The following is a 23,173-nucleotide window of genomic DNA, read 5'->3' on the forward strand; positions in this document are numbered from 1 at the left end:
CGATTGCCTTTGCCGACCGCCTGAACAACGTAGAGACCTCCGCCATCCGCGAGCTGTTCAAGCTGCTGGGCAAGCCCGGCATCATCAGCTTCGCCGGCGGCTTTCCCGACAGCGCCATGTTCGACGTGGACGGCATCCGCGAGGCCGCCAACCGCGCCCTGGCCGACGAGCCCGGCGCCGCGCTGCAATACGGCGCCACCGAGGGCTACCAGCCGCTGCGCGAGCAGCTGGCCGCCTTCATGGCAGGCAAGGGCGCACAGGCCGTGGCGCCGGACAACCTGATCGTCACCACCGGCAGCCAGCAGGCGCTGGACCTGCTGGGCAAGACGCTCATCAGCCCGGGCGACAAGGTCATCGTGGAAGGGCCCACCTTCCTGGCCACCATCCAGTGCTTTCGCCTGTACGGCGCCGAGCTGATCAGCGCGCCCGTCGATGGCGACGGCGTGAAGACCGACGAGCTGGAAAGGCTCATCGCCGAGCACAAGCCGAAGTTCGTCTATCTGATTCCCACCTTTGGCAACCCCAGCGGCGCGCTGCTCAGCGCCGAGCGCCGCCAGGCCGTGCTGGAGATGGCCGTGCGGCACCAGACGCTGATCGTCGAGGACGACCCGTATGGCGACCTGTACTTCGGCGCCGCGCCGCCGCCCAGCCTGCTGGCCCTGTCGGCCGGCGTGCCCGGCAGCCGCGAGCTGCTGGTGCATTGCGGCTCGTTGAGCAAGGTGCTGTCGCCCGGCCTGCGCGTGGGCTGGCTCATCGCCCCGGCCGAGCTGCTGGCCAAGGCCACCATGTGCAAGCAGTTCTCGGACGCGCACACCAGCACCTTCGCCCAGGCCACGGCGGCCCAGTACCTCAAGGCAGGGCGCATGCCGGCCACGCTGGCCCGCGTGCGCCAGGTCTATGCCGAGCGCGCCCAGGCCATGGGCGACGCGCTGCGCCGCGAGCTGGGCGATGCGATTGATTTCGTGCCGCCGCAGGGCGGGCTGTTCGTCTGGGCGCGGCTGACGGGCGCAGGCGGCAAGGTGGCGGACGGCAACGTTTTTGCCAAGCGCGCCATCGAGCAGGGCGTGGCCTTTGTGCCCGGCACGCCGTTTTACTGCGCCCACCCCGACCACGCCACGCTGCGCCTGTCGTTTGCCACGGCCGACGTGGACAAGATCCGCGAGGGCGTGGTGCGCCTGGGCCAGGCCCTGGCTGGATGAGCGCCATGGCCAGCACCGACGAGCGCCTGCAGGCGCTGGAGATCAAGGCGGCCTACGCCGAGGACCTGCTGGACGAGCTGAACCTGGCGCTGTACCGCCAGCAGCAGCTGGTCGAGCGCCTGCAGCAGGAGCTGGGCGAGCTGCGCCGGCGCGTGCCCGACGGCGACGCCGGGCCGCGCAACCTGCGCGACGAGCTGCCCCCGCACTACTGAAACCGCGTTTCCCTCCCAAGCCATGTACCCCTTCGTTTTCGCGCTGCACGTGCTGGCCGCCACCATCTGGACCGGCGGGCACCTGGTGCTGGCGCTGGCCGTGCTGCCCCGGGCGCTGCGCACGCGCTCGCCGCAGACCCTGCTGCAATTCGAGCAAACCTATGAGCACGTGGGCATGGCGGCGCTGGCGATCCAGGTAGCCACCGGGCTGTGGATGGCGCTGCAGCTGGTGCCCGACTGGGGCCAGTGGTTCAGCCCCGACACGTCGATGGAACGGGCCGTATCGCTGAAGCTGGCCCTGCTGGCGGCCACCGCGCTGGTGGCGGCGCACGCGCGGGCGCGCGTCATCCCGAAGTTGAGCGCGCAGACCCTGCCGCTGATGGCCTGGCACGTGGGCGCCGTCACGCTGCTGGGTGTGGGCTTCGTGCTGACCGGCGTGGCCTTTCGCTACGGTGGGATCGGCGGCTGATGGACATCCCCGGGCTGGACCCGGAGCGCCTGGCGCTGCTGCTCGAGCGCAAGATGCCGTTTGGCAAGCACCAGGGCCTGGTCATTGCCGACCTGCCGGCCAACTACCTGCACTGGTTTGCCCGCGAGGGCTTTCCGCGCGGCGAGATCGGCCAGCTGCTGGCGCTGATGTATGAGCTGGACCACAACGGCCTGCGCGAACTGCTGGCGCCGCTGCAGGCAGCCAGAAGAAATCAAAAACCATAGCTGCCAGCGCTTGCCCCATAAGCGCTGAAGGCCTAAAACACTCTCAACCCGAGGAGCACGCCGCAGGGCGGTTTCTCTCTAGGATTCTCATGCGCAAGACATTTCAGCTGCATATCGAAGGCAAGCACCCCGACCGTGTTCTGGACGCCACCAAGCACGCCGTGCGCAAGTACCTGCGGCGCGAGCGCGGGCGCCCGCTGCCCAGCGGCGTGGACTACTGGGGCTTCGATTGCAAGTTCGGCCCGAGTGCAGAGAGCGCCGTGGAAGTGCCCGTGGGCGCGCTGATCCAGCGCATCGACGACTTGGCGCGCGAGGGCGGGACGCAGTGCTATGTGGAAATCCTGGCCTGCCACGGGCATTGGCAGGCGCCACCGGCCAAGGACGCCGCCGAGCCTGGCGCCGACGACTGAGCCGCCGTCAGTCCTTGGCCGCCGCCTCCTTGGCGGCCGCCGCGGCGCGCAGCTTGTCCTTTTTGCTGGGGCGCTTGCCCTTGATGCCGCCCGTGCCCTGCGGGTCGGTGGCGGGCGCGGGCGCAGCGGTTTCGGTGGGCTCGAAGCCCGGCACCTGCTCACGCGGCAGGGCCAGGCCCTGGCGCTTTTCGATCAGGCGCAAATGCGGCTCGGCGGCGGCCGTCACGAAGCTCACGGCCATGCCAGCCTCGCCTGCGCGGCCCGTGCGGCCGATGCGGTGCACGTAGTCCACCGCAGAGCGGGGCAGGTCGTAATTGACCACGGCGGGCAGCTGCGCGATGTCGATACCGCGCGCGGCCAGGTCGGTGGTCACCAGCACCTGCCAGCGTTCATCCTTGAAGTCCTGCAGCGCCCGGCGGCGCGCGCCCTGGCTCAGGCCGCCGTGCAGGGGCGTGGCGTAGATGCCGGCCTGGTAGAGCTTGGCCGCCACATGGTCGGCCGCGTACTGCGTGGCCACGAACACCAGCACCCGCGACCAGTCGTGCTGCTGGATGAGGTGGCGCAGCAGCTGCGTGCGGCGGCTGGCGTCCACCGCAATGGCGCGCTGGGTGATGTCGGGCTCGCTACCCGGCGCAGAGGGCACTTGCACGCGCACCGGATCGCGCAGCAGGCCGTCGGCCAGCGCCTGCACGGCGGGCGGGAAGGTGGCCGAGAAGAACAGGTTCTGCCGCTGCGCCGGCAGCAGGGCCAGCACGCGCTGCAGTTCATCGGCAAAGCCCAGGTCGAGCAGGCGGTCGGCCTCATCCAGCACCAGGTGGGCCACGGCGGACAGGCGCAGCGCGTTGTGCTGCTCCAGGTCGAGCAGGCGCCCGGGCGTGGCCACCACCACGTCGGCGCCGCCGCGCAGGGCCATCATCTGCGGATTGATGGAGACACCGCCGAAGACCACAGCCACCTTCGGGGGCGCCGGCAGTTGCTGCGCCAGGCTGCGCAGCACCTCGCCCACCTGGGCCGCCAGCTCGCGCGTGGGCACCAGCACCAGGGCGCGCACCGGACGCGGGCCGGCGGCAGCGCCCTGCTGCTGCTGCAACTGCTGCAACAGGGGCAGGGCGAAGGCAGCAGTCTTGCCCGAGCCGGTCTGCGCGGCGCCCAGCAGGTCACAGCCTTGCAGGGCGGCCGGTATGGCTGCCGCCTGGATGGGGGTGGGTGTGGTCATGCCCAGCCGGCTGGCGGCCTGGACGAGGGCCGAAGACAGGCCGAGGGAGGTAAAGGACATGGGGTAAGGCGACGGGCGCCAGGGAATGCGCAAGGTGCGCAGGGCCGCGTGGGCAATGGCGCATTGTCCGCTGCTGTCAGGGCAGCGGGCGGCGGGCCTGCCTTTTTTGCGCTACCGTTTCGGCCATGAAATCCCTGCGCGACCTGGGCAGCCTGAGCGGGCTGGTCTATTCCACCGATGCCGGCCGCATGTGCCCCGGCTGCCGCCAGCCCGTGGCGCAATGCAGCTGCCAGTCCAGCCAGCCCGCGCCTGCGGGCGACGGCATCGTGCGCGTGTCGCGCGAAACCAAGGGCCGCGGCGGCAAGGCCGTCACCCTGGTGCGGGGGGTGCCGGTGGACGCGGCGGCGCTGGAGCAACTGGGCAAGCAGCTCAAGGCCGCCTGCGGCAGCGGCGGCACGGTCAAGGACGGCGTGATCGAGGTGCAGGGCGACCACGTGGAGCGCGTGATGGCCGCGCTGCAAAATCAGGGCTACCGCGTCAAGCGCTCGGGCGGCTGAGGCCGCCCCCGCGTATCAGCTGCCGGAGCAGCCACAGGCCGACGTGGAGCCGCAACCCTGCGCGGCGGCAGGCTCGAACTGCGGGAACAGCACGTTGTTTTCCAGGTGGATGTGGTTGACCAGGTCGTCGGCCAGCTGCGCCAGGCCCGCATACAGGGCGCGCCAGGTGTTGCAGGCACCGGGCGGCGGGACCATGTCGGTCGTCAGGCGGGCAATGTGCTCCAGCGCCTCGCCATGCTCGTTGTGCTCCGAGCGCATCACGCCGATGGGCTGGACGACGAAGTCGTTTCCGCCGCGCGCCAGCATGGGAAACAGGATGGCTTCTTCCTTGTGCATGTGCGAGAGCAGCTCCTGCTCCATCTCCTCCAGCACGTCGGCCAAGCCGGCGGGCACGTGCGGGTTGCCGCGGTGCACGGCCTCCACCCGGCGGGCCATGCGGATCAGCTCGGGCAGCTGCTGGCGGTGCACCTCGTGGTAGCGCGAGACGATATGGCCGATCAACTCGGCGGGCGTGCCGGTCTCGGGCAGGGTGTCCGGGCGCTGCAGGGCCGACAGTTCCTGCACCACGGCCTGCAGGTCCAGCCCCTTGTCGGCCGTGGCCTGGCGCAGGCTGATCTGGCCGCCGCAGCAAAAATCCAGCTTCAGGCGGCGAAACACGGCGGTGGCGCCCGGCAGCTCCACGGCGATCTGGCCGATGGCCTGGCTGGGATCGAAGGCGGTGACGGCAGCGTCCGCAATGGCGTTCATGGCGTGGGGTCCTTAAAAGTTCAAATGACGTGAATATTTTAGATTACTAAAATCCACACCGGCTGAACCTTTTCGCCCCTCCGAGAGCCTCATCACCATGCGACTGACCCAGTGGACCGACTACACGCTGCGCGTACTGATGTACTGCGCCGCCTGCCAGCAGCGCGCGCAGCCGGTCACCATCACCGAGGTGGCGCAGGCGCACGGCATTTCGCGCAGCCACCTGACCAAGATAGTCCAGCAGCTGGCCGCCCGGGGCCTGCTGGACACCACGCGCGGGCGCGGTGGCGGCATGCGGCTGATGCGCCCGGCCAGCCAGATCAATATCGGCGCCGTGGTGCGCTCCACCGAGACCGACTTCGACATGGTCGAGTGCTTCAACGACGACCACAACACCTGCCGCATGAGCATGCACTGCGGCCTGAAGGGCCTGCTGGGCCAGGCCACGCAGGCCTACCTGGCGGTGCTGGACGCCGTCACCCTGGCCGACCTGGTGCCGCCCAAGGGCGAGACGGCGCAGGCCGTGCATTCGCTGCGCTTCATGCCCGGCCTGCCCGTGCCGGCCTGAGCAGGGCGTCGTTGCCTGGCGGGCCGGCGGGCGCGTCCTCCAGGCCGTCGCGTGCGGCCGCCATCACGCACTGCGTCAGCCGCGTCAGCGACTGCTGGGCGCTGCGGGGATGGGCCCAGTACAGCGGCACCTCCAGCGGGGTGCCGGGCAGCAGCTCCACCAGCGCGCCACTGGCCAGCTGCGCTGCAATCAAGGCCGTGGGGTGCATGCCCCAGCCCATGCCGACCTCGCAGGCGCGCACATAGCCGAATTCGGAAGGCAGGAAGTGCCGCGGCGCGTGCACGCGCCCGGCCAGGCCCCGGGCCTGCAGCCAGCGCTCCTGCAGGCGGTCCTTGCGGTCGTAGGTCATGACGGGCGCGCATGCCAGCGTTGTGGCGTTCACGCCCTGGGCGAAGTGCCGCGCCACGTAGGCCGGGCTGGCCGCAGCCACGTAGCGCATAGTGCCCAGCGGCCAAGTGTTGCAGCCGGCGATGGCCGCGCGGGTAGCGGTGACGGCGGCGATCACCTCGCCGTCGCGCAGGCGCTCTCCCGTGTGTTCCTGGTCGTCGATGCGCAGATCCAGCAGCTCGTTGCCGCCGGCAGTGAAGGCCGCCATGGCGTGCATGAACCACGTGGACAGCGAATCGGCGTTGACGGCCAGCTGCAGCGTGGGCGCGGGCGCGGCGGCCCCGTCGGCCACCAGCTCGGGGTTGGCGCGCCGCAGTTCGTTTTCCAGCAGCTGCACCTGCTCCAGGTGCAGGCACAGGCGGCGCCCGGCCTCGGTGCCGGTGCAGGGTGTTCCGCGCAGCACCAGCACCTGGCCGGCGCGCTCTTCCAGCTGCTTGACGCGCTGCGACACGGCCGAGGGCGTGACGTGCAGCCGCCGCGCGGCACGCTCGAAGCTGCCCTCGCGCAGCACAGCCGCCAGGGACTGCAGCCCGGTGTAGTCCAGCATTAAGCGATCCTAAATGTCGTTCAGGAATTTGAAGTGTACGTAAATCATGCGGGCGCCTACGATCGCCGCATGTTCACCTCTGCCGCCGCCTCTTCTTCCTGGGTCACGGGTTTCACCGTATGCCTGTCGCTGATCGTCTCCATCGGCGCGCAGAACATCTATGTGCTGCGCCAGGCCGTGCAGGGCGAGCATGTGCGTGCCTGCGTGGCCTGGTGCGTGGTCAGCGATGCGCTGCTGGTCGGGCTGGGGGTGGCGGGCATGGCGCAACTGCTGGGCAGCTCGCCCACGCTGGCGCACTGGCTGCAGTGGGGCGGGGCGCTGTTTTTGCTGTGCTACGGCCTGTTTGCCTGGTACCGGGCGTTCTTCGCGCCCGGCGATGGCCTGCAGGCCGAAGGCGGGCGTGTGGCGCGCGGCATGCTGGGCGTCATCAGCGGCCTGGCCGTCATCACGCTGCTGAACCCGCACGTGTACCTGGACACGGTGGTGCTCATCGGCTCCATCGGCGCACGCCAGGACGGCTGGCTCAAGGCGGTGTTCGTGCTGGGGGCCGCCTCGGCCAGCCTGACCTGGTTCGTGGTGCTGGCCTTTGCCGGGCGGCGGCTGCAGCGGGTGTTTGCCGACCCGCGCGCCTGGCAGGTGCTGGACGCCATCACCGGCGCCATGATGTTCGTGCTGGCCTGGTGGGTCTGGCGCGCTGCCTGACGGCGGTCAGCCGCGCTGGCGCAGCAGCTCGTACAGGGCGAGCGCCACCACCGCCCCGGCAGCGGCGGCGATCCAGGCCAGCCAGTCTCCCGGGTCGAACAGGCGGGCGGCCACGCCGGCGTAGGTGGCCAGCAGCGCGCCGCAGATGCCCAGCAGGGCGCTAAGGAACCAGCTGCGCCCCGGGCGTTGAACGGGGGCGAGCAGATGGCCGAGCAGGCCGAAGGCGAAGCCGATGGCTACCACGCCAAGAAAAGTCGTCATGGGCAAGCGTGAAGTACGTGCCCGGAATGTACTGGGGCAGGAAGGCGGCACGGCGCGGGTGCGCAGGCCGGATTGTCAACAAGCTTGAAACCGGCCGGGCGGACGGCCGCCCAAGGCGCGGCCTTCAGGGCAGCGCGGGCGTGGAGGCCAGCAGGGCCGCGCCTTCGGCGTCGCCCGCGTCCATGGCCACGCGGCGGGCGCCATTGAAGCGGCGCTGCCAGTAGCTGGCGCCCATGTCTTCCACCCGCACCTGGGCGCCGCTGCGCGGAGAATGGATGAATTTGCCTTCGCCCAGGTAGATGCCGACATGGCTGAAGGCGCGGCGCATGGTGTTGAAGAACACCAGGTCGCCCGGCTGGAGGTCTTTCTTGTCGATGACTTCGGTAGCGGCCGCCTGCTCGCTGGCGCGACGCGGCAGGACCAGGCCCTTGGCCTGCTCGAAGGCCGCCCGCACGAAGCCGCTGCAGTCAAAGCCGATTTCGGCGCTGGTTCCGCCGCGACGGTAAGGCACCCCGACGAAGCCCATGGCCGTGGTGATGAGCTCGGAGGTACGGTCCGCCACGTTGTGGCGCACGTCCTGAAGCTGGGTGATGAGAGAAGGCCGGTCGGCGCTGCTGCGCTCCGCGTTATCAGCGGGGGAAGCGTAAGCGTTTGCGCAAACCAGTAACAACAAGCACAGCCAACGGGACATGGGGCGCGAGGGTAGCACGGTGCAGCTGTTTCGCAACCTGCATAAATGTTGCAAAGCGTTGAATCTTTTCAATGGCCTTGGCGTGGCGATGCAGGCAGCCTTGGGGGATGGCCCTTTCAGCGGCGCGGCTCTCACGCCGCGGAGATGACATGCAAGAAATGCCTCAAAACCTTGTTGCACAAGCGCTGGCAGCTCTCTTTTCGATAGCAAATGTTCCTGTCTGGGGCGCTGATCCACCGGTGCAGCCCGTGCCGGCCGTGCAGGAGGGCCAGGTGCAGCAGGTGGCGCGCGGGCTGGAGCACCCCTGGGCGGTGGCCTTCCTGCCGCAGGGGCGCTTTCTGGTGACGGAGCGAGCCGGGCGCATGCGCGTGGTGGAGCCCGACGGCCGGCTGGGCCCGCCGCTGGCCGGGCTGCCGAAAGTGGCGGCGGGCGGGCAGGGCGGGCTGCTGGACGTGGTGACGGACCGAGATTTCGCCCGCAGCCGACGGGTTTTCTTCTGCTACGCCGAGCCGGGCGCCGACGCCCGCACCAACAGCACCGCTCTGGCCAGCGCCGTGCTGTCCGCGGACCACGCCACGCTGCAGCAGGTGCAGGTGCTGTTCAGCCAGCAGCCCAAGGTGGCCAGCCAGCTGCACTTGGGCTGCCGCATCGTGCGGGCGCCGGATGGCCACCTGTTTCTCGCGCTGGGCGAGCGCTTTTCCCGCAAGGAGGACGCGCAGCGCCTGGACAACCACCTGGGCAAGGTGGTGCGCATTGCGTCCACCGGCGGCCCGGCCGCCGGCAACCCTGTGGTGGGACGCGCCGGCGCGCTGCCCGAGATCTGGAGCTGGGGCCACCGCAATCCGCAGGGCGCCACCTGGGGGCCGGACGGCCGGCTGTGGGTCCACGAGCACGGCCCGCAGGGCGGCGATGAGATCAACCGCCCCGAGCCCGGGCGCAACTACGGCTGGCCGGTCGTCACCTACGGCGAGAACTACGGCGGTGGCAAGATCGGCAAGGGCACGCACCAGGCTGGCATGGAGCCGCCGCTGCACTGGTGGGTGCCGTCCATCGCGCCCTCGGGCATGGCTTTTTTGACCAGCGACCGCTATGGGTCGGCATGGCGCGGCAGCCTGTTCGTCGGCGCGCTCAAGGCGCAGCGGCTGCACCGCCTGCAGCTCGAAGGCGCTCGTGTGGTGCGCGACGAATACCTGCTGACGGCCCTGGGCGCCCGCATCCGCGACGTGCGCCAGGGGCCGGACGGCTGGCTGTACCTGCTCACCGACAGCGCAGACGGCCAGCTGCTGCGCCTGCTGCCCCCGGCGGGAGGACAATCGGCCGATACGACGGCCCTGCCGGCCGATTGACCCATTGACCGTTTCACCAGAGACCCTCCCATGCTGCTTGACGCCCCTGACTCCCAACTCGTGCTCGTGGACTACCAGGAACGCCTGATGCCCGCGATCTTCGAGGGCCCGGCCGTGCTGGCCAACGCGCGCCGGCTGGCGCAGGTGGCGCAGCTGCTGGAGGTGCCCGTCTGGGGCACGGAGCAAAACCCCTCGCGCCTGGGGCCCAACGACGCCGAGCTGCGTGTCCGGTGCCAGCGCACCCTGGCCAAGATGCACTTCAGCGCCGCCGAGGAAGGCCTGTCCGAATGGCTGCGCCCGCCGGCCCGGCCCCAGGGCGGCAATGCCCGCAGCCTGCCGCGCCACCTGCAAAAGCAGCGCGAGCAGGCGCCCGAGGACGGTCGCGCCAGCATCGTCATCGCCGGCTGCGAGGCCCACGTCTGCCTGATGCAGACGGCGCTGGATCTGCTGGAGGACGAATTCGAGGTCTGGGTGGTGACGGACGCCTGTGGCTCGCGCACCGAGCGCAGCCGCGACGCCGCCTTCGACCGGCTGGCCGGCGCCGGCGCCGAGCTGGTGACCACCGAGATGGTGGCCTTCGAGTGGCTGCGCAGCTGCGAGCACCCGGCCTTCAAGGACGTGCTGGCGCTGGTGAAGTAAGGAATACAAGCCTTTTCGGCTTACAGCCCTTGCTGGATGAGCGCTGGCAGCTATGAAAACAATAGTTGCCTGCGCTCGCCTTCCTCCCGCTGCACGTCAGCTATCCGCAAGCGCCATGTGAATAATTATGAATTTTGAATGACCGCCCTGCCGCGCAGGCCCGGCGCCCGAGACTGCAAGCCAAGCACCCCAGGAGACAACGCCATGACCACCAACCCCACCGGTTTTGCCGAGTTCCATCGCCGCTCCATCGAGGATCGCGACGCCTTCTGGGCCGAGCAGGCCCGCCTGATCGACTGGCAGCAGCCGCCCCAGGTGATCTGCGACTACAACAACCCGCCGTTCGCCCAATGGTTCGTGGGCGGCACCACCAACCTGTGCCACAACGCCGTGGACCGCCACGTGGCCTCGCGCGGCGCGCAGAACGCGCTGGTGGCGATCTCCACCGAAACCAACTCCGAGCGCGCCTACACCTACGCCGAGCTGCACGCCGAGGTGCAGCGCATGGCGGCGGTGCTTAAGTCGCTGGGAGTGCAGCAGGGCGACCGGGTGCTGATCTACATGCCCATGGTGGCCGAGGCGGCCTTTGCCATGCTGGCCTGCGTGCGCATCGGGGCCATCCACTCGGTGGTGTTCGGCGGCTTTGCCTCGTCGTCGCTGGCCTCGCGCATCGAGGACGCCGAGCCCACGGTGATCGTCAGCGCCGACGCCGGCTCGCGCGGCGGGCGTGTCGTGGCCTACAAGCCGCTGCTGGACGAGGCCATCGAGCTGTCGGCCCACAAGCCCGCCGCCGTGCTGCTGGTGGACCGCGGCCTGGCCCCTGCCGCCATGCGCGCCGGGCGCGACCACGACTGGGCGGCGCTGCGCGAGCGGCACCTGCATGCCCAGGTGCCCTGCGTCTGGGTCGAATCCACCCACCCCAGCTACACGCTGTACACCAGCGGCACCACCGGCAGACCGAAGGGCGTGCAGCGCGACACGGGCGGCTACACGGTGGCGCTGGCCTGCAGCATGCGCACCATCTTCCCGGCCCAGCCGGGCGACACCTATTTCTGCACCAGCGACATCGGCTGGGTGGTGGGTCACAGCTACATCATCTATGCGCCCCTGATCGCGGGCATGACCACCATCCTGTACGAGGGCCTGCCGATTCGGCCCGACGCCGGCATCTGGTGGAGCATCGTCGAGAAGTACCAGGTCACCCACATGTTCTCGGCCCCCACGGCCGTGCGGGTGCTTAAAAAACAGGATCCCGCCTACCTGAAGAAGTACGACATCAGCAGCCTCAAGGCCCTGTGGCTGGCCGGCGAGCCGCTGGACGAGCCCACGGCCACGTGGATCAGCGGCGCCCTGGGCGTGCCCATCATCGACAACTATTGGCAGACCGAGACCGGCTGGCCCATCCTCACCCTGTGCAACGGCGTCGAGCAGCAGCCCTCGCGCTTCGGCAGCCCGGGCAAGGCGGTGTACGGCTACGACGTCAAGCTGATCGACGAGGCCACGGGCGAGGAGCTGACGGGCCCCCACCAAAAGGGCGTGGTGGCCATCGAAGGCCCGCTGCCCCCCGGCTGCCTGCAGACCGTGTGGCGCAACGACGAGCGCTTCGTCAACACCTACTGGAAGAGCATCCCGGGCCGGCTGATCTACAGCACCTTCGACTGGGGCGTGCGCGACGAGGACGGCTACTACTTCATCCTGGGCCGCACCGACGACGTGATCAACGTGGCCGGCCACCGCCTGGGCACGCGCGAGATCGAGGAATGCATCGCCGGCCACCCGGGCATCGCCGAGGTGGCGGTGGTGGGTGTGGCCGACCCGGTCAAGGGCCAGGTGGCCATGGCCTTTGCCGTGCCGCGCGACGCCGCCGCCGTGGCCGATGAAGCCGGCCGCCAGGCGCTGGAGGCCGAGGTCATGAAGCAGGTGGACGGCAACCTGGGCGCCGTGGCCCGGCCCTCGCGCGTGCTGTTCGTGAGCCTGCTGCCCAAGACGCGCAGCGGCAAGCTGCTGCGCCGCGCCCTGCAGGCCGTCGCCGAGCGGCGCGATCCGGGCGACCTGACGACGATGGAAGACCCGGGAGCGCTGCAGCAGGTCACGGCGCTGCTGGGCGGAGCTGCCTAAAAGCTGGTGGTTTTATGCCGCAGAATATGGCTTGACAACTTGTAGAGTGCGCCATATATTGGTTTCGAGGGTTATTTCCCTCATATTGACTTATGTCAATATAAAACCATCTGGAGGACGATATGGCATATTTTCAGTTCGCCGGAAATAATAATCAGCAAGCCGTGATCAATGGCAATAGGGTGACGAAGGTTGTTGATTTTGGCTCTAGGGACCCTCTGCAAAACCTCTCGTCATCCCGGCTGGCATGAAGCCTGACGATAGGCGACGATGGCGTTCATGAACCAGATCACGCTTGGTCTTGACCCGCTGCCCAAGAAGACCCGCAAGGAGGTCTTCCTTGAAGAGATGGACCAAGTCGTGCCGTGGAACGCGCTGGTGGCGCTCATTCAACCGCATGCGCGCGGCGCACATCAGGCGCTGGGCGGACGCCCGCCGTTTGCCGTGGAGACGATGCTGCGCATCCACTGCCTACAGCTGTGGTGGAACCTGAGTGACCCGGCCATGGAAGAGGAGCTGCACGAGCGACCGCTGTATCGACGTTTTGTGGGCCTGCAGGGTGCGGCCCGGATGCCCGATGAGACGACCATCCTGCGCTTTCGGCACCTGCTGGAGCGCCATGAGTTGGCGTCCCAGGTGCTGGCCACGATCAATGCAACCTTGGCCCAGCAAGGCCTGATGCTTAAGACCGGCACGGTGGTCGATGCCACCATCATTGCCGCGCCGAGTTCGACCAAGAACAGCAAGGGCGAGCGCGACCCAGAGATGCATCAGACCAAGAAGGGCAACCAATGGCACTTCGGGATGAAGGCGCACATCGGTGTGGATGCCGAGTCGGGCTTGGTGCACACCGTGGTCGGCACGGCCGCCAATACGAGCGACGTGACCCAGGCCAGCCAGCTGTTGCATGGCCAGGAGACCGATGCCTGGGGCGATGCGGGCTACCAGGGCGTGGACAAGCGCGAGGAGTTCAAGGGCAGCAAGGTGCGCTGGGAAGTGGCCATGCGGCCAGGCAAGCGCCGCGCCCTTGATCCCGAGCGCGAGTTGCATCAGTTACTGGAGAAGGCGGAGAAGCTCAAGGCCAGCATCCGGGCCAAGGTCGAGCACCCGTTTCGCCTCATCAAACAGCAGTTTGGCTACGCCAAGACTCGGTATCGCGGGCTGGCCAAGAACACCGCGCGCCTGACGATGCTGTTCGCGCTGGGCAATTTGTGGATGGCGCGCCAACAACTCTTGCGAGCACAGGGATGAGTGCGTGTGCAGTGCGCCAAAAGGGCGCGTTTACGGCGCATAACGTCGGAATTCGGCGCAAATCCGGCCTGGCCATTGCGCATGCGCTCGCACTTTCGAAATCAGGCCCCGACAGCCAGCCCGTGAGCTGTGGAAGGCGGGGTTTTGCAGATCTTCCCTAGCCGGACCATATATTTCGGTACGGAAATCAATTTTTTTCAGACTACTAATACTTCGGCAAGTATTCTTGCGGCCCTCAGAGGATCGTAGAAGCAAGTAAGAATTTTCTTTCTTCTTCGAACAAGGACGCATTACTCCAATGCGTCTTTTTAATATGGTTTGCTAGATGATTCGTTGATATGGGCAAATGCAAATTTATCTTTGTTTGCGTTTCGATGGTTCTTTTGGGGCAGTCCTCAAACGCAATCGCACAAAGTAGTCCGCCTTCATCGCCAGAAAACTTGCATGCCTGCAAGCAGGCCAGGAAAGAATTGGAGTTTGTCTCCAGTATTCGCACAATTTCCCAGGATGAAAAACGCATGCGGATGAATGCTGCCATCGCGCAGGTCAACGCGGCATGCGGCACTCAGATGCCTCTGATGCAAGAGCCAGACAAGGTGATCATCAATCAAGGACAGGGCGGAGGTCATCAACAATGATGGCGTTGATCAACTGATTCGCTACTTTTTTGATAGCTAACAGCGCTTTCTAGGAGAGCCCTGGAGGCTGTTTTGTTGGGTATTTTTCCAGGCCCGCTCAGGGCGCGGTGGCCGCGTCCAGCCACTGCGCCGGCGCCTGCCACTGCCGCGCCCAGGCGGCGAACTCATCCAGCGCCATGGGCCGGGCGATGCAATAGCCCTGGGCCAGCGTGCAGCCCATGGCCAGCAGCATGCGGCCCTGCTCGACGGTCTCCACACCCTCGGCGATGACCTCGCAGCCGAAGGAGCGGCTCAGGCCGATGACCCCCTGCACGATGGCGCGGTCGCCCGCGTCGTGCAGCATGCCGGTGACGAAGCTGCGGTCCAGCTTGAGGTGGTCCACCGGCAGGCGGCGCAGGTAGGCCAGCGACGAGTAGCCGGTGCCGAAGTCGTCGAAGGCGATGCCCACACCCACCGCGCGCAGGCGCGCCAGCTCGCGCGCCGCGTGGTCGATGTCGTACAGGGCGGCGCTTTCCGTCAGCTCCAGCTGCAGCAGGTGCGCCGGCAGCTCCGGGTGGCGCGCCATGCGCTGCAGCATCCAGTCGGCAAAGCCCGGGCTGTGCAGGTGCTCGGGCGTGATGTTGACGCTGACCGGCAGCGGCCGGCCGACACGCCCAGCCAGCCGGCCGATGAGCGCCAGCGCCTCGTCCACCACCCACTGGCCGAAGGCCTGCTGCAGTGCGTCGTGGCCGTCCAGCAGCTGCAGAAACTGCCCCGGCGCCAGCAGGCCTTTCTCGGGATGGTTCCAGCGCACCAGGGCCTCGGCGCCCACGGTGGTGCCGCGGCGCATGTCCACCTTGGGCTGCAGGTACAGCGCCAGCTCGCCCGCGGCAATGGCCTGGGCCAGGCGGGCGCAGGCGCCCTGGCGGGCCTGGCGCTCGCGCTCGTGGGCCGCGTCGAAGGCGTGGTAGCGGTTGCGCCCGGCCTGCTTGGCCGCGTACATGGCCTGGTCGGCGTGGCGCAGCAGGGCGTCGGCGTCGGCGCCGTCGTCGGGGTAGAGGGTGTAGCCGATGCTGGCGGTGACCACCACGCGCTCGCCGTCCAGCGGGTAGGGCGCGGCCACGCTGTCCATCAGGGCGCGCAGGCGCTCTTCGCACTCCCCGCCGCTGGCCAGGGCCGGCAGCAGCACGACGAATTCATCACCGCCCAGGCGCGCCACGCAGTCGCCCGGGCGCAATGCCTGCTGCAGGCGCTGCGCCACCATGACCAGCAGCCGGTCACCCGTGGCGTGGCCCAGGCGGTCGTTGACGGGCTTGAAGCCGTCCAGGTCCAGGTAGCCCACGCCCAGGTGCGTGCCGCCCGCGCGGCTGGCGCGCATGCCGTCCTGCAGGCGCCGCTCCAGCAGCACGCGGTTGGGCAGGCCGGTGAGGGCGTCGTAGTGGGCCATGCGCTCGAGCTGCTGCTCCTGCGTGCGCTGGCTGCTGACATCGATGGACATGCCCACCATGCGCAGCGGCTCGCCGGCGTCGCTCCAGGCGACGATCTTGCCCAGGCTGCGCACCCAGCGCCGGCCCTGGCCGGTGGTGATGCCCTGCAGCGTGACGTCGAAGGGCACGGCCGGGTGGGCCTTGTGGCGCGCCAGCTCGCGCGCCACCTCCAGCATGTCTGCCTGGGCCAGTGCCAGGCTCCAGGGCAGGGGCGCGGACGGCTCCTGCGCGGGCAGGCCGAGCAGCTCGCGCCAGCGCGCGTCGCCGCTGATCGTGCCCTCGGCCAGGTCGCAATCCCACAGGCCCAGCGTGGCGGCGGCGATGGTCAGCGACAGCAGCTCCTCGCGCTCGCGCACGCGCTGCTCGGTCTGCTTGCGCTCGGTGATGTCGTGCAGCACGAACAGCCAGCACTCCTCGCCGTGCAGATCGATGGGGCTGAGCGACTGCAAGATGGTGCGGCGCTCGCCCGAGGCGATGGTGATCTCCATCTCGTGGCCGACCAGCTCGCTGCCGCCGGTCGCGCCCATCATGGCGCTGCGCACCTCGGGCGTGCAGATGCCCAGCTCGATGGAGGACCTGCCCAGCGTCTGCTCGCGCGTGTAGCCCACGGCCTGCTCCCAGGCCGGGTTGACGTCCAGGTAGGTGCCGTCGCTGCGCCGCGAAAACCCCAGCGGCGAGGGCAGCAGGTGGAACACCCGCGCCAGCCGCTCTTCGGAGGCGCGCAGGCGCTCGGTGGCGCGGCGCACCTCGTCGATGTCTTGCAGGATGCCGCGGATGCGCACCACGCGGCCGCCTTCGACCACCGGCTCGCCACGCGCTCGTACCCACAGCTGGCGGCCATCGGCGTGCTGGATCTGCATCTCCGTCTGCCAGGTGCTGCGCTCGTGCAGGCACAGGCGCAGCTGCTCGCGCACCTGCGCGCGCCACTCGGGCAGCACGTAGGTGTCCACATAGTTGTGCGGCAGGGGCGAGCCCGGCTCCAGGCCGTGGATGTGAAAGCACACGTCCGACCAGTAGCTCAGGCCCTTGCCGGGCACCTCCTCCCACACGCCCAGGCGGGCCATCCACCCGGCCTCGCGCAGCAGGCGGTTGGCGGCCAGCAGCTCCTGGCGCACGTGCCGCTCCTGCGTCAGGTCATGAAAGACGAACACCAGGCATTCCTGCCCGTCCACCTGCGCCGTGCGGGCCGACATCAGGCCGTCCACCGCCTCGCCGGTGCGGTGCACGGTCACGGGCAGGCCGCGCACCTCGCCGTGGGTGGCCAGGGCCTGCAGCACGCGCTGGCGCTCTTCCTCGCCGCTCCAGATGCCCAGCTCCAGCGAGGTGCGCCCCAGGATGCTGCTGGAAGGCAGGCGGATCAGCCGCTCGAAGGCGGGGTTCACGTCGATGTAGCGGCCGTCTTCCAGCCGGGTGATTCCGGCCGCGTCGGGCAGCGTCTGGTAGATGGTGGTGTATTTGGTCTCCGAGGCCTTCAGCGCCTCGCGGTGCTCGCGCTGCTCGGTGATGTCCAGGTCCATGCCCGCCAGCCGCAGCACCCGGCCGCTGGCGTCGTGCTGCACGGCACGCCCGCGCGCGATCACCCAGCGCCAGCGGCCCTGGTCGTCGCGGATGCGGTATTCGGCCTGCACCGATGCTTCCTGCCCGGCCAGCACCCGGGCCAGATAGGGCGCCAGGCGGCGCAGGTCTTCGGGGTGGTGGCGCTCGAGGCTCCAGCGGCGGCAGTGGCGGCTGCGCGCCAGCATTTGCGCCAGGGCGGGGGCGTCGTCGTCGGGGCTGTCGGCCAGGCCGAAGCGGCGGTACAGCGAGCCGCCATAGGACAGGCGCTGTTCGCGCACGTCCCATTCCCAGCGGCCGCCGCCGGTGGCGCGCAGGGCGCCCAGCAGCTCTTCTTCGCGCTGGGCCAGGGCCAGCAGCATGCGCGCCCGTCCCCGCAGCAGGCTGGCGCCGCCGCTGAGCAGGAACACGCCCATGACGTAGCGCCAGGGCAGCCCACCCGGCAGCCAGTCATGGCCCGCCAGCCCGCGGCCAAACTCGGGCAGCGCCCACACCGACACCACCGGCGGCACCGTGACGGCCAAGCCCAGCACGGCCGTCCAGGGCCCCACCCGGGCGCGGCGCAGCAGCAGCCGCCACAAGATGCCCAGGGCGGCGCTGCCCAGGGCCACGGACAGCCCGCTGGTCCAGTCCGCCGGCATGCCGACCAGCGTGCCGCCCAGCGCCGTGGCCGCGGCCACGGCGCCCGCCAGCGGGCCCCACAGGAAGGCGGCCGAGGCGATGAGCGTGGGGTGCACGGAGCGCGGCCCATCGGCCGCGCCCGTGCCCATGGCATACAGCGTCAGCGCCAGCGAGGTCAGCCCGAAGGCCAGGCCCATCGCCAGCCGCAGCCACCCCGGGGGCCGTGCCTGCCAGGCCTGCGGCAGGGCCGCCAGCAGGCCCAGCAGCAGCACGTACGAGATGCCCGCCTGCAGCAGGTGGCTGTTCATGGGCGGGCCCCTGCCAGCCGACCGTGTTGGAGCGCGGCTGGACAGGCGAAAAAAAGGAAGCGCGACGCGGCTTGGCGGGGCGACATGTATCTGAGTGTATGGCTACCCGGAAGGGCCGCCGCCCGGGAACTACCCGCGGGCCGGTCGCCGGCGTACCAGGCCGGTCGAGAGCATGGTGCCGCAGACGATGACCACGCCGCAGCCGACCATCCAGACCGTTACCCGCTCGTCCAGGAAGGCGGCGCCATAGCAGACGGCAAACACCGGCGCCAGGTAGGTCACCGCCACGGCGCGGCTGGCGCCTGCGCGTGCGATGAGGCGAAAGTACAGCAGGTAGGCAAGGCCGGTGCACAGCAGTGCGATGGCGCCCACGGCGGCCCATGCCTGCAGGCTGGGCATGCGCGCCGGCCAGGCCCAGGCGGTGGGCAGGGCCAGGACCAGGGCGGCGCCGATCTGGCTGCCCGTGGTGCTGGCCAGGGGCGGCACGCCCTTGAGGTGGCGCTGCGCGAAGCTGGCCGCCACCGCGTAGCAAGTGGACGCCCCCAGGCAGGCGGCGACGGCCCAGCCGGCCTGCGCCGAAGCCGCGCCGCCCGGCGCGCGCCACGCCAGCAGCGCCACCCCGGCAAAGCCCAGCGCCAGGCCCAGCCAGCGCAGCCGCCCGATGCGATCGCCCAGCCACAGCCAGGCGACCAGGGCGCCGAACAGCGGCACCGCGGCGTTCAGAATGGAGGACAACCCCGTGGCGATATGCATCACCGCCCAGGCAAACAGGGCAAACGGAATGGCCGAGTTGATCACCCCGGCCAGCAGTACCACGCGCCAGTGCCGGCGCAGCGCCGGCCATTCGCCGCGCTGCACCAGCAGCGGCAGCAGGAACAGGGCAGCCAGCATCACGCGCAGGCCGGCGGTGGGCAGCGGCCCGAACTCGGCCGCGCCCAGGCGCATGAAGAGAAAGGATGCGCCCCACAGGCTGGACAGCAGCAAAAACTCGCCCAGCCAGGCAGACGCGGGCAGGGCGGGGGCGGCAAGGGGCGGCGCGGTGGAGCTCATGCAAGGCTGCAGGCAGGGGGCGAGAAGGAAGCTTGTGTCGCCGCAGCCGTGGCTGCTGCGGCCTCCAGCTCCAGCAGCGCCGCCTTGCGCGGCAGGCCGCCGGCATAGCCTGTCAGCGCGCCGCCGGCACCCACCACGCGGTGGCAGGGCACGACCACGCTCAAGGGGTTGCGGCCGATGGCCGAGGCCACCGCCCGCACGGCGCGCGGCTGGCTCAGGGCCAACGCCAGCGCCCCATAGCCCACGGTGGCGCCGCGCGGAATGGCCAGCAGCGCGCGCCAGACCGACTGCTGAAACGGCGTGCCGCCCGACAGGTCCAGCGGCAGGTCAAAGCGCGTGCCGCGGCCGTCCAGGTAGTCGATGAGCTGCGCCGCGGCGGCGCGCAGCACGGGGTGGGCCGGCTCGTGCGGCCAGGCGCCTGCGCCCTCCAGCCGGTCCGGCAGATGGCGCTGGCCGGCAAACCACAGGCCTGCCAGGCCGGCCGGGCTGGCGGCCAGGTGGACGTCGCCCAGCGCCGTGGCGACACGGCATTGCACGAGGGGGGAAGAGGGCAGTCGGGCGGACATGGTGAACCTCCATTAGAGCGTGTTATGCACTTTTACGTGCCCGCGTTGGGTCTTTGCGCCTGCGCTCGCAAGGCGCGGCGCGCGGCCAAGGCTGGCTGCCTTGGCAAGCGACGCAACGCCGCGAGCGCTGGCGCAAAGACCCAACCCTTCGGGAAAGCCGGGGAAAGGCCCGGCCACTGCGTTGCACAGCGCTTGCGGTATCCATACCGCGGCGCGCTCTGCGCCTTGTCTCCGGGCCTTTCCCCGGCTTTCGCGGGCACGTAAAAGTGCATAACACGCTCCAAGTGCGAAATTGGCGGTTTTCGCTTGCCAGGCAAGCGCGAGCAGCTATGGATTTGGTAGTGACGGCGCCAGGCCCGACCAGGCGCGCAGGGCGCCGTAACTGCGCCAGGGGCGCCAGGCCTCGGCTGCGGCTAGGGCGGCGCGGGCCGGCTGGGGCGCGCCGCGCACGTCCAGGGCGTGGTGCAGCGCCACGTCGCCGGCCGGAAAGGCATCGGGCCAGCGCAGGGCGCGCAGGGCGATGTACTGGGCCGTCCAGTCGCCGATGCCGGGCAGCTCGCGCAGCGCGGCCATGGTGGCGGGCACGTCGGCGCTGGCGTCCAGCACCAGGGCGCCGCTGGCAACGCCCCGGGCCAGCGCCAGGATGGCTGCCTGGCGCTGGCGCACGATGCCCAGCCGGCCCAGGTCGTCCGGCGTGGCCTGCGCCAGCGCCGCGGCGCTGGGAAACAGCCAGCGCAGTTCGGGCCAGGGCGTGGCGATGGGCTCGCCGAACCGCTCCAGCACCCGCTGCGCCAGCGTGCGCGCGGCGGCCACGGTGATCTGCTGGCCCAGCACGGCCTGCACCGCCAGCTCGAAGCCGTCCAGCGTGCCCGGCACGCGCAGGCCTTCGCCGCCCTCGAAGAAGGGCTGCAGCACGGCGTGGATGGCCGCCGGGTCGGCGTCCAGGTCCAGCAGGTCGCGCACCCGGCCGATCAGCTGGGGCAGTGCGGGCAGCAGGCCGTCGCTGGCCTCCAGCAGCACGCAGTGGCGCGGCAGGTCAAAGCGCAGCTCGATCCAGCCTGCCACGCTGCGGCCGCCGCTGGCCAGGCGCACCGTGCGGCGCAGGCGCTGCTCGCTGTCGGTGTTGCGCACGTCCTCCAGCCCGTGCAGCTGGCGCGTGGCAAACCAGGCCAGCAGGCTGCGCGCGTCGTAGGGCGGGCGCAGGCCCAAGCGCACCGGGCGGGCGGCGCCGGCGCAAGTCGCGCCCGAGCGGCGCAGCTGGCTGGGCGCCAGGCCGTAGTGGCTGGCAAAGGCGTCGTTGAAGCGGCGTACGCTGGCAAAGCCGGCAGCCAGGGCCACCTCGGTCACGGGCAGGCGGGTGTCGGCCAGCAGCTGCTTGGCCGCCAGCAGGCGGCGCGTGTGCAGCCAGCGCTGGGGCGACACGCCCAGCACGGCCTGGAAGATGCGCCGCAGGTGCCGGTCGCTCACGCCCAGGCGGGCGGCCAGCTGGGCCACCAGGGCGCGGCCTCCGGCCTCGCTCCAGGCCTCGGGGGCGTGCAGCAGGCGCAGGGCCTGCTGCACCAGAATGGTGGTGGCGTCCTGCACCGACCAGGCCAGCGCCTGGGGCGCCAGCTCGGGGCGGCAGCGCAGGCAGGGGCGAAAGCCGGCTGCCTCGGCCTGGGCCGCCAGGGCAAAAAAGCGGCAGTGCTCGCGCCGCGGCGTGCGCGCGGCGCAAACCGGGCGGCAGTAGATGCCGGTGGAGGTCACGCCGGTGAAGAAGCGCCCGTCAAAGCGCGCGTCCCGTGCCTTCAGGGCCAGGTAGCGGGCGTCGTCCTCATCCGGACTTGGGTGGACGGGCGGGGTGTCGGGCATGCAGCCATGATAGGCATCCGAGGCGCGGTGGCTGGCCGTTTTCGGACCTGCGAATCACGGCCGGTTTCCTACAGCTGGCAGGGTGGGGCGCCCCTACAATCCGGCGCTTTGTGCAGCCATTCAGGAGCCTTCCCGTGCAGCTTTCGCCGTCCATCTTCAAGGCCTATGACATCCGCGGCATCGTGCCTTCCACGCTGGACGAGGACGTTGCCCGCGCCCTGGGCCGGGCCTTTGGCATGGCGGCGCTGGAGCGCGGCGAGCATACGGTGGCCGTGGGCCGCGACGGGCGCCTGTCGGGCCCGGCGCTGGCCGGCGCGCTCATCCAGGGCCTGGTGGACGTGGGCCTGCAGGTCATCGACGTGGGCGCCGTGACCACCCCGATGCTGTACTTCGCCGCCAGCACGCTGTGCAACAGCGGCATCCAGGTCACGGGCAGCCACAACCCCAAGGACTACAACGGCTTCAAGATGGTGCTGGCCGGCCGCGCCATCTATGGCGAAGACATCCAGCAGCTGCGCCGCGCCATGGAGCAGCAGGCCTGGCAGATGACCGCAGGCGGCGCCGTGCGCAGCGCCGACGTGCTGCCCGCCTACACCGAGCGCATCACCGGCGACGTGAAGCTCGCCCGCCCCATGAAGATCGTGGTGGACAGCGGCAACGGTATCGCCGGCGCCTCGGCGCCCGGCATCTTGCGCGCCCTGGGCTGCGAGGTGGTGGAGCTGTTTTCCGAAGTCGATGGCGACTTTCCCAACCACCACCCCGACCCGAGCAAGCCCGAGAACCTGCGCGACGTGATCCGCGCCCTGCAGGAGACCGACGCCGAGCTGGGCCTGGCCTTCGACGGTGACGGCGACCGGCTGGGCATCGTCACCAAGGGCGGCAACAATATCTTCCCGGACCGGCAGATGATGCTGTTCGCTCGCGACGTGCTCTCGCGCGTGCCCGGCGCGCCCATCGTCTTCGACGTGAAATGCACGCAGCGCCTGGCGCCCGCGATTGCGCAGGCCGGCGGCGAGCCCGTCATGTACAAGACAGGCCACTCGCTCATCAAGGCGCGCATGAAGGAGCTGGATTCGCCCCTGGGCGGCGAGATGAGCGGCCACATCTTCTTCAAGGAGCGCTGGTACGGCTTTGACGACGGCACCTACGCCGGCTGCCGGCTGCTGGAGATCCTGAGCCGCCATTCGGATGCAAGCAGCGTGCTCGACGACCTGCCCACCAGCCACAGCACGCCCGAGCTGAACGTGCAGTGCGAAGAGGGTGAGCCGCATCGGCTGACGGCCCAGCTGCAGCAGCTGGCCGAGGGCGCCTTCGCCGCGCCGGCGCAGGTCAGCACCATCGACGGCCTGCGCGTGGACTGGCCGGATGGCTTCGGCCTGATCCGCGCCAGCAACACCACGCCCGTGCTGGTGCTGCGCTTCGAAGGCCAGACGGCCCAGGCGCTGGCCCGCATCGAGGCCGAGATGCGCGCCTTGCTGGAGCGCGTCAAGCCTGGCGCCCAGATCGGCGGCGCGGCCCACTGAGCTGCCGCGGCGCGCTGCCTGCACGCCGCGC

23 protein-coding genes are annotated in these 23,173 nt (G+C 69.9%); 14 read left to right on the forward strand and 9 right to left on the reverse strand.

Annotated features, from left to right (window positions below; all coding sequences use genetic code 11):
- Positions 1 to 2 precede the first annotated feature (2 nt).
- The 5 genes from C7H73_RS09145 (at position 3) to C7H73_RS09165 (ending at position 2,535) form a co-directional block, all read left to right on the forward strand.
- Complete coding sequence (locus tag C7H73_RS09145; RefSeq protein WP_193483964.1) at positions 3 to 1,199, forward strand: aminotransferase-like domain-containing protein; 1,197 nt, start codon at positions 3 to 5, stop codon at positions 1,197 to 1,199.
- Positions 1,196 to 1,411, forward strand: a complete 216-nt coding sequence (locus tag C7H73_RS09150; protein WP_106846354.1) for a SlyX family protein — start codon at positions 1,196 to 1,198, stop codon at positions 1,409 to 1,411. Before C7H73_RS09145 ends, C7H73_RS09150 begins: the two co-directional genes overlap by 4 nt.
- 22 nt (positions 1,412 to 1,433) lie before the next feature.
- Positions 1,434 to 1,880, forward strand: coding sequence for a CopD family protein (locus C7H73_RS09155; protein WP_106846355.1), 447 nt, complete (start codon positions 1,434 to 1,436; stop codon positions 1,878 to 1,880).
- A gap of 14 nt (positions 1,881 to 1,894) precedes the next feature.
- A complete protein-coding gene (locus tag C7H73_RS09160; RefSeq protein ID WP_227001452.1) occupies positions 1,895 to 2,125 on the forward strand; it encodes a DUF3820 family protein in 231 nt (76 codons plus the stop codon).
- An 89-nt stretch (positions 2,126 to 2,214) separates the two neighbouring features.
- Positions 2,215 to 2,535, forward strand: coding sequence for a DUF6172 family protein (locus C7H73_RS09165; RefSeq protein ID WP_106846357.1), 321 nt, complete (start codon positions 2,215 to 2,217; stop codon positions 2,533 to 2,535).
- A 7-nt stretch (positions 2,536 to 2,542) separates the two neighbouring features.
- Here C7H73_RS09165 and C7H73_RS09170 read toward each other — a convergent pair whose 3' ends face one another.
- Entirely contained in the window at positions 2,543 to 3,811 is a 1,269-nt protein-coding gene (locus C7H73_RS09170; RefSeq protein ID WP_106846358.1) for a DEAD/DEAH box helicase, read from the reverse strand.
- 125 nt (positions 3,812 to 3,936) lie between these two features.
- Between C7H73_RS09170 and C7H73_RS09175 the strand changes: the two genes are divergently transcribed.
- Positions 3,937 to 4,308 carry a translation initiation factor Sui1 gene (locus tag C7H73_RS09175; protein ID WP_106846359.1) on the forward strand — a complete coding sequence of 124 codons (372 nt, stop codon included), beginning with the start codon at positions 3,937 to 3,939 and terminating at the stop codon, positions 4,306 to 4,308.
- A 15-nt stretch (positions 4,309 to 4,323) separates the two neighbouring features.
- Here C7H73_RS09175 and ytfE read toward each other — a convergent pair whose 3' ends face one another.
- Complete coding sequence (ytfE, locus tag C7H73_RS09180) at positions 4,324 to 5,055, reverse strand: iron-sulfur cluster repair protein YtfE (RefSeq protein WP_106846360.1); 732 nt, start codon at positions 5,053 to 5,055, stop codon at positions 4,324 to 4,326.
- 97 nt (positions 5,056 to 5,152) lie between these two features.
- Here ytfE and C7H73_RS09185 point away from each other — a divergent pair, with 97 nt between their 5' ends.
- Complete coding sequence (locus tag C7H73_RS09185) at positions 5,153 to 5,623, forward strand: RrF2 family transcriptional regulator (protein ID WP_106846361.1); 471 nt, start codon at positions 5,153 to 5,155, stop codon at positions 5,621 to 5,623.
- Here the strand turns inward: C7H73_RS09185 and C7H73_RS09190 are convergent.
- Positions 5,595 to 6,557, reverse strand: a complete 963-nt coding sequence (locus C7H73_RS09190; RefSeq protein WP_106846362.1) for an HTH-type transcriptional regulator ArgP — start codon at positions 6,555 to 6,557, stop codon at positions 5,595 to 5,597. The genes C7H73_RS09185 and C7H73_RS09190 overlap by 29 nt on opposite strands.
- A gap of 69 nt (positions 6,558 to 6,626) precedes the next feature.
- On the opposite strand from C7H73_RS09190, the gene C7H73_RS09195 reads away from it, so the two are divergent.
- On the forward strand, positions 6,627 to 7,259 hold the full coding sequence (locus C7H73_RS09195) for a LysE/ArgO family amino acid transporter (RefSeq protein WP_106846363.1): 633 nt from the start codon (positions 6,627 to 6,629) through the stop codon (positions 7,257 to 7,259).
- A 6-nt stretch (positions 7,260 to 7,265) separates the two neighbouring features.
- Here the strand turns inward: C7H73_RS09195 and C7H73_RS09200 are convergent, their stop codons facing one another.
- Positions 7,266 to 7,520: a GlsB/YeaQ/YmgE family stress response membrane protein gene (locus tag C7H73_RS09200; RefSeq protein ID WP_106846364.1), complete on the reverse strand. Its 255-nt coding sequence runs from the start codon at positions 7,518 to 7,520 to the stop codon at positions 7,266 to 7,268.
- 124 nt (positions 7,521 to 7,644) lie between these two features.
- Positions 7,645 to 8,211: a C40 family peptidase gene (locus C7H73_RS09205; RefSeq protein WP_106846365.1), complete on the reverse strand. Its 567-nt coding sequence runs from the start codon at positions 8,209 to 8,211 to the stop codon at positions 7,645 to 7,647.
- Between the two features lie 158 nt (positions 8,212 to 8,369).
- On the opposite strand from C7H73_RS09205, the gene C7H73_RS09210 reads away from it, so the two are divergent.
- The 5 genes from C7H73_RS09210 to C7H73_RS09230 all read left to right on the forward strand — a co-directional run bounded on the left by C7H73_RS09210 (position 8,370) and on the right by C7H73_RS09230 (position 14,203).
- Positions 8,370 to 9,557, forward strand: a complete 1,188-nt coding sequence (locus C7H73_RS09210; RefSeq protein ID WP_106847609.1) for a PQQ-dependent sugar dehydrogenase — start codon at positions 8,370 to 8,372, stop codon at positions 9,555 to 9,557.
- 30 nt (positions 9,558 to 9,587) lie between these two features.
- Positions 9,588 to 10,196, forward strand: a complete 609-nt coding sequence (locus tag C7H73_RS09215) for an isochorismatase family protein (protein ID WP_106846366.1) — start codon at positions 9,588 to 9,590, stop codon at positions 10,194 to 10,196.
- 204 nt (positions 10,197 to 10,400) lie between these two features.
- Positions 10,401 to 12,314, forward strand: a complete 1,914-nt coding sequence (locus C7H73_RS09220) for a propionate--CoA ligase (RefSeq protein ID WP_106846367.1) — start codon at positions 10,401 to 10,403, stop codon at positions 12,312 to 12,314.
- Positions 12,315 to 12,593: 279 nt separating this feature from the next.
- Positions 12,594 to 13,565 carry an IS5 family transposase gene (locus C7H73_RS09225; protein ID WP_106847610.1) on the forward strand — a complete coding sequence of 324 codons (972 nt, stop codon included), beginning with the start codon at positions 12,594 to 12,596 and terminating at the stop codon, positions 13,563 to 13,565.
- 338 nt (positions 13,566 to 13,903) lie between these two features.
- Positions 13,904 to 14,203 carry a hypothetical protein gene (locus C7H73_RS09230; RefSeq protein ID WP_227001316.1) on the forward strand — a complete coding sequence of 100 codons (300 nt, stop codon included), beginning with the start codon at positions 13,904 to 13,906 and terminating at the stop codon, positions 14,201 to 14,203.
- A 97-nt stretch (positions 14,204 to 14,300) separates the two neighbouring features.
- Here the strand turns inward: C7H73_RS09230 and C7H73_RS09235 are convergent, their stop codons facing one another.
- From C7H73_RS09235 to C7H73_RS09250, 4 genes are all read right to left on the reverse strand, one after another.
- Positions 14,301 to 18,152, reverse strand: coding sequence for an EAL domain-containing protein (locus C7H73_RS09235; protein ID WP_106846368.1), 3,852 nt, complete (start codon positions 18,150 to 18,152; stop codon positions 14,301 to 14,303).
- A gap of 129 nt (positions 18,153 to 18,281) precedes the next feature.
- The gene (locus C7H73_RS09240) at positions 18,282 to 19,202 is read right to left on the reverse strand and encodes a DMT family transporter (RefSeq protein WP_106846369.1); all 921 of its coding nucleotides are present in this window, start codon (positions 19,200 to 19,202) and stop codon (positions 18,282 to 18,284) included.
- Positions 19,199 to 19,768, reverse strand: a complete 570-nt coding sequence (locus C7H73_RS09245) for a methylated-DNA--[protein]-cysteine S-methyltransferase (protein WP_106846370.1) — start codon at positions 19,766 to 19,768, stop codon at positions 19,199 to 19,201. The genes C7H73_RS09240 and C7H73_RS09245 overlap by 4 nt, the downstream gene beginning before the upstream one ends.
- A 327-nt stretch (positions 19,769 to 20,095) precedes the next feature.
- A complete protein-coding gene (locus tag C7H73_RS09250) occupies positions 20,096 to 21,619 on the reverse strand; it encodes a DNA-3-methyladenine glycosylase 2 family protein (protein WP_106846371.1) in 1,524 nt (507 codons plus the stop codon).
- A 134-nt stretch (positions 21,620 to 21,753) separates the two neighbouring features.
- Here C7H73_RS09250 and C7H73_RS09255 point away from each other — a divergent pair, with 134 nt between their 5' ends.
- A complete protein-coding gene (locus tag C7H73_RS09255) occupies positions 21,754 to 23,142 on the forward strand; it encodes a phosphomannomutase/phosphoglucomutase (RefSeq protein WP_106846372.1) in 1,389 nt (462 codons plus the stop codon).
- The last annotated feature ends 31 nt before the right edge of the window (positions 23,143 to 23,173 follow it).

The organism is Pulveribacter suum, from assembly GCF_003013695.1.
Classification (GTDB): Bacteria; Pseudomonadota; Gammaproteobacteria; order Burkholderiales; family Burkholderiaceae_C; genus Melaminivora; species Melaminivora suum.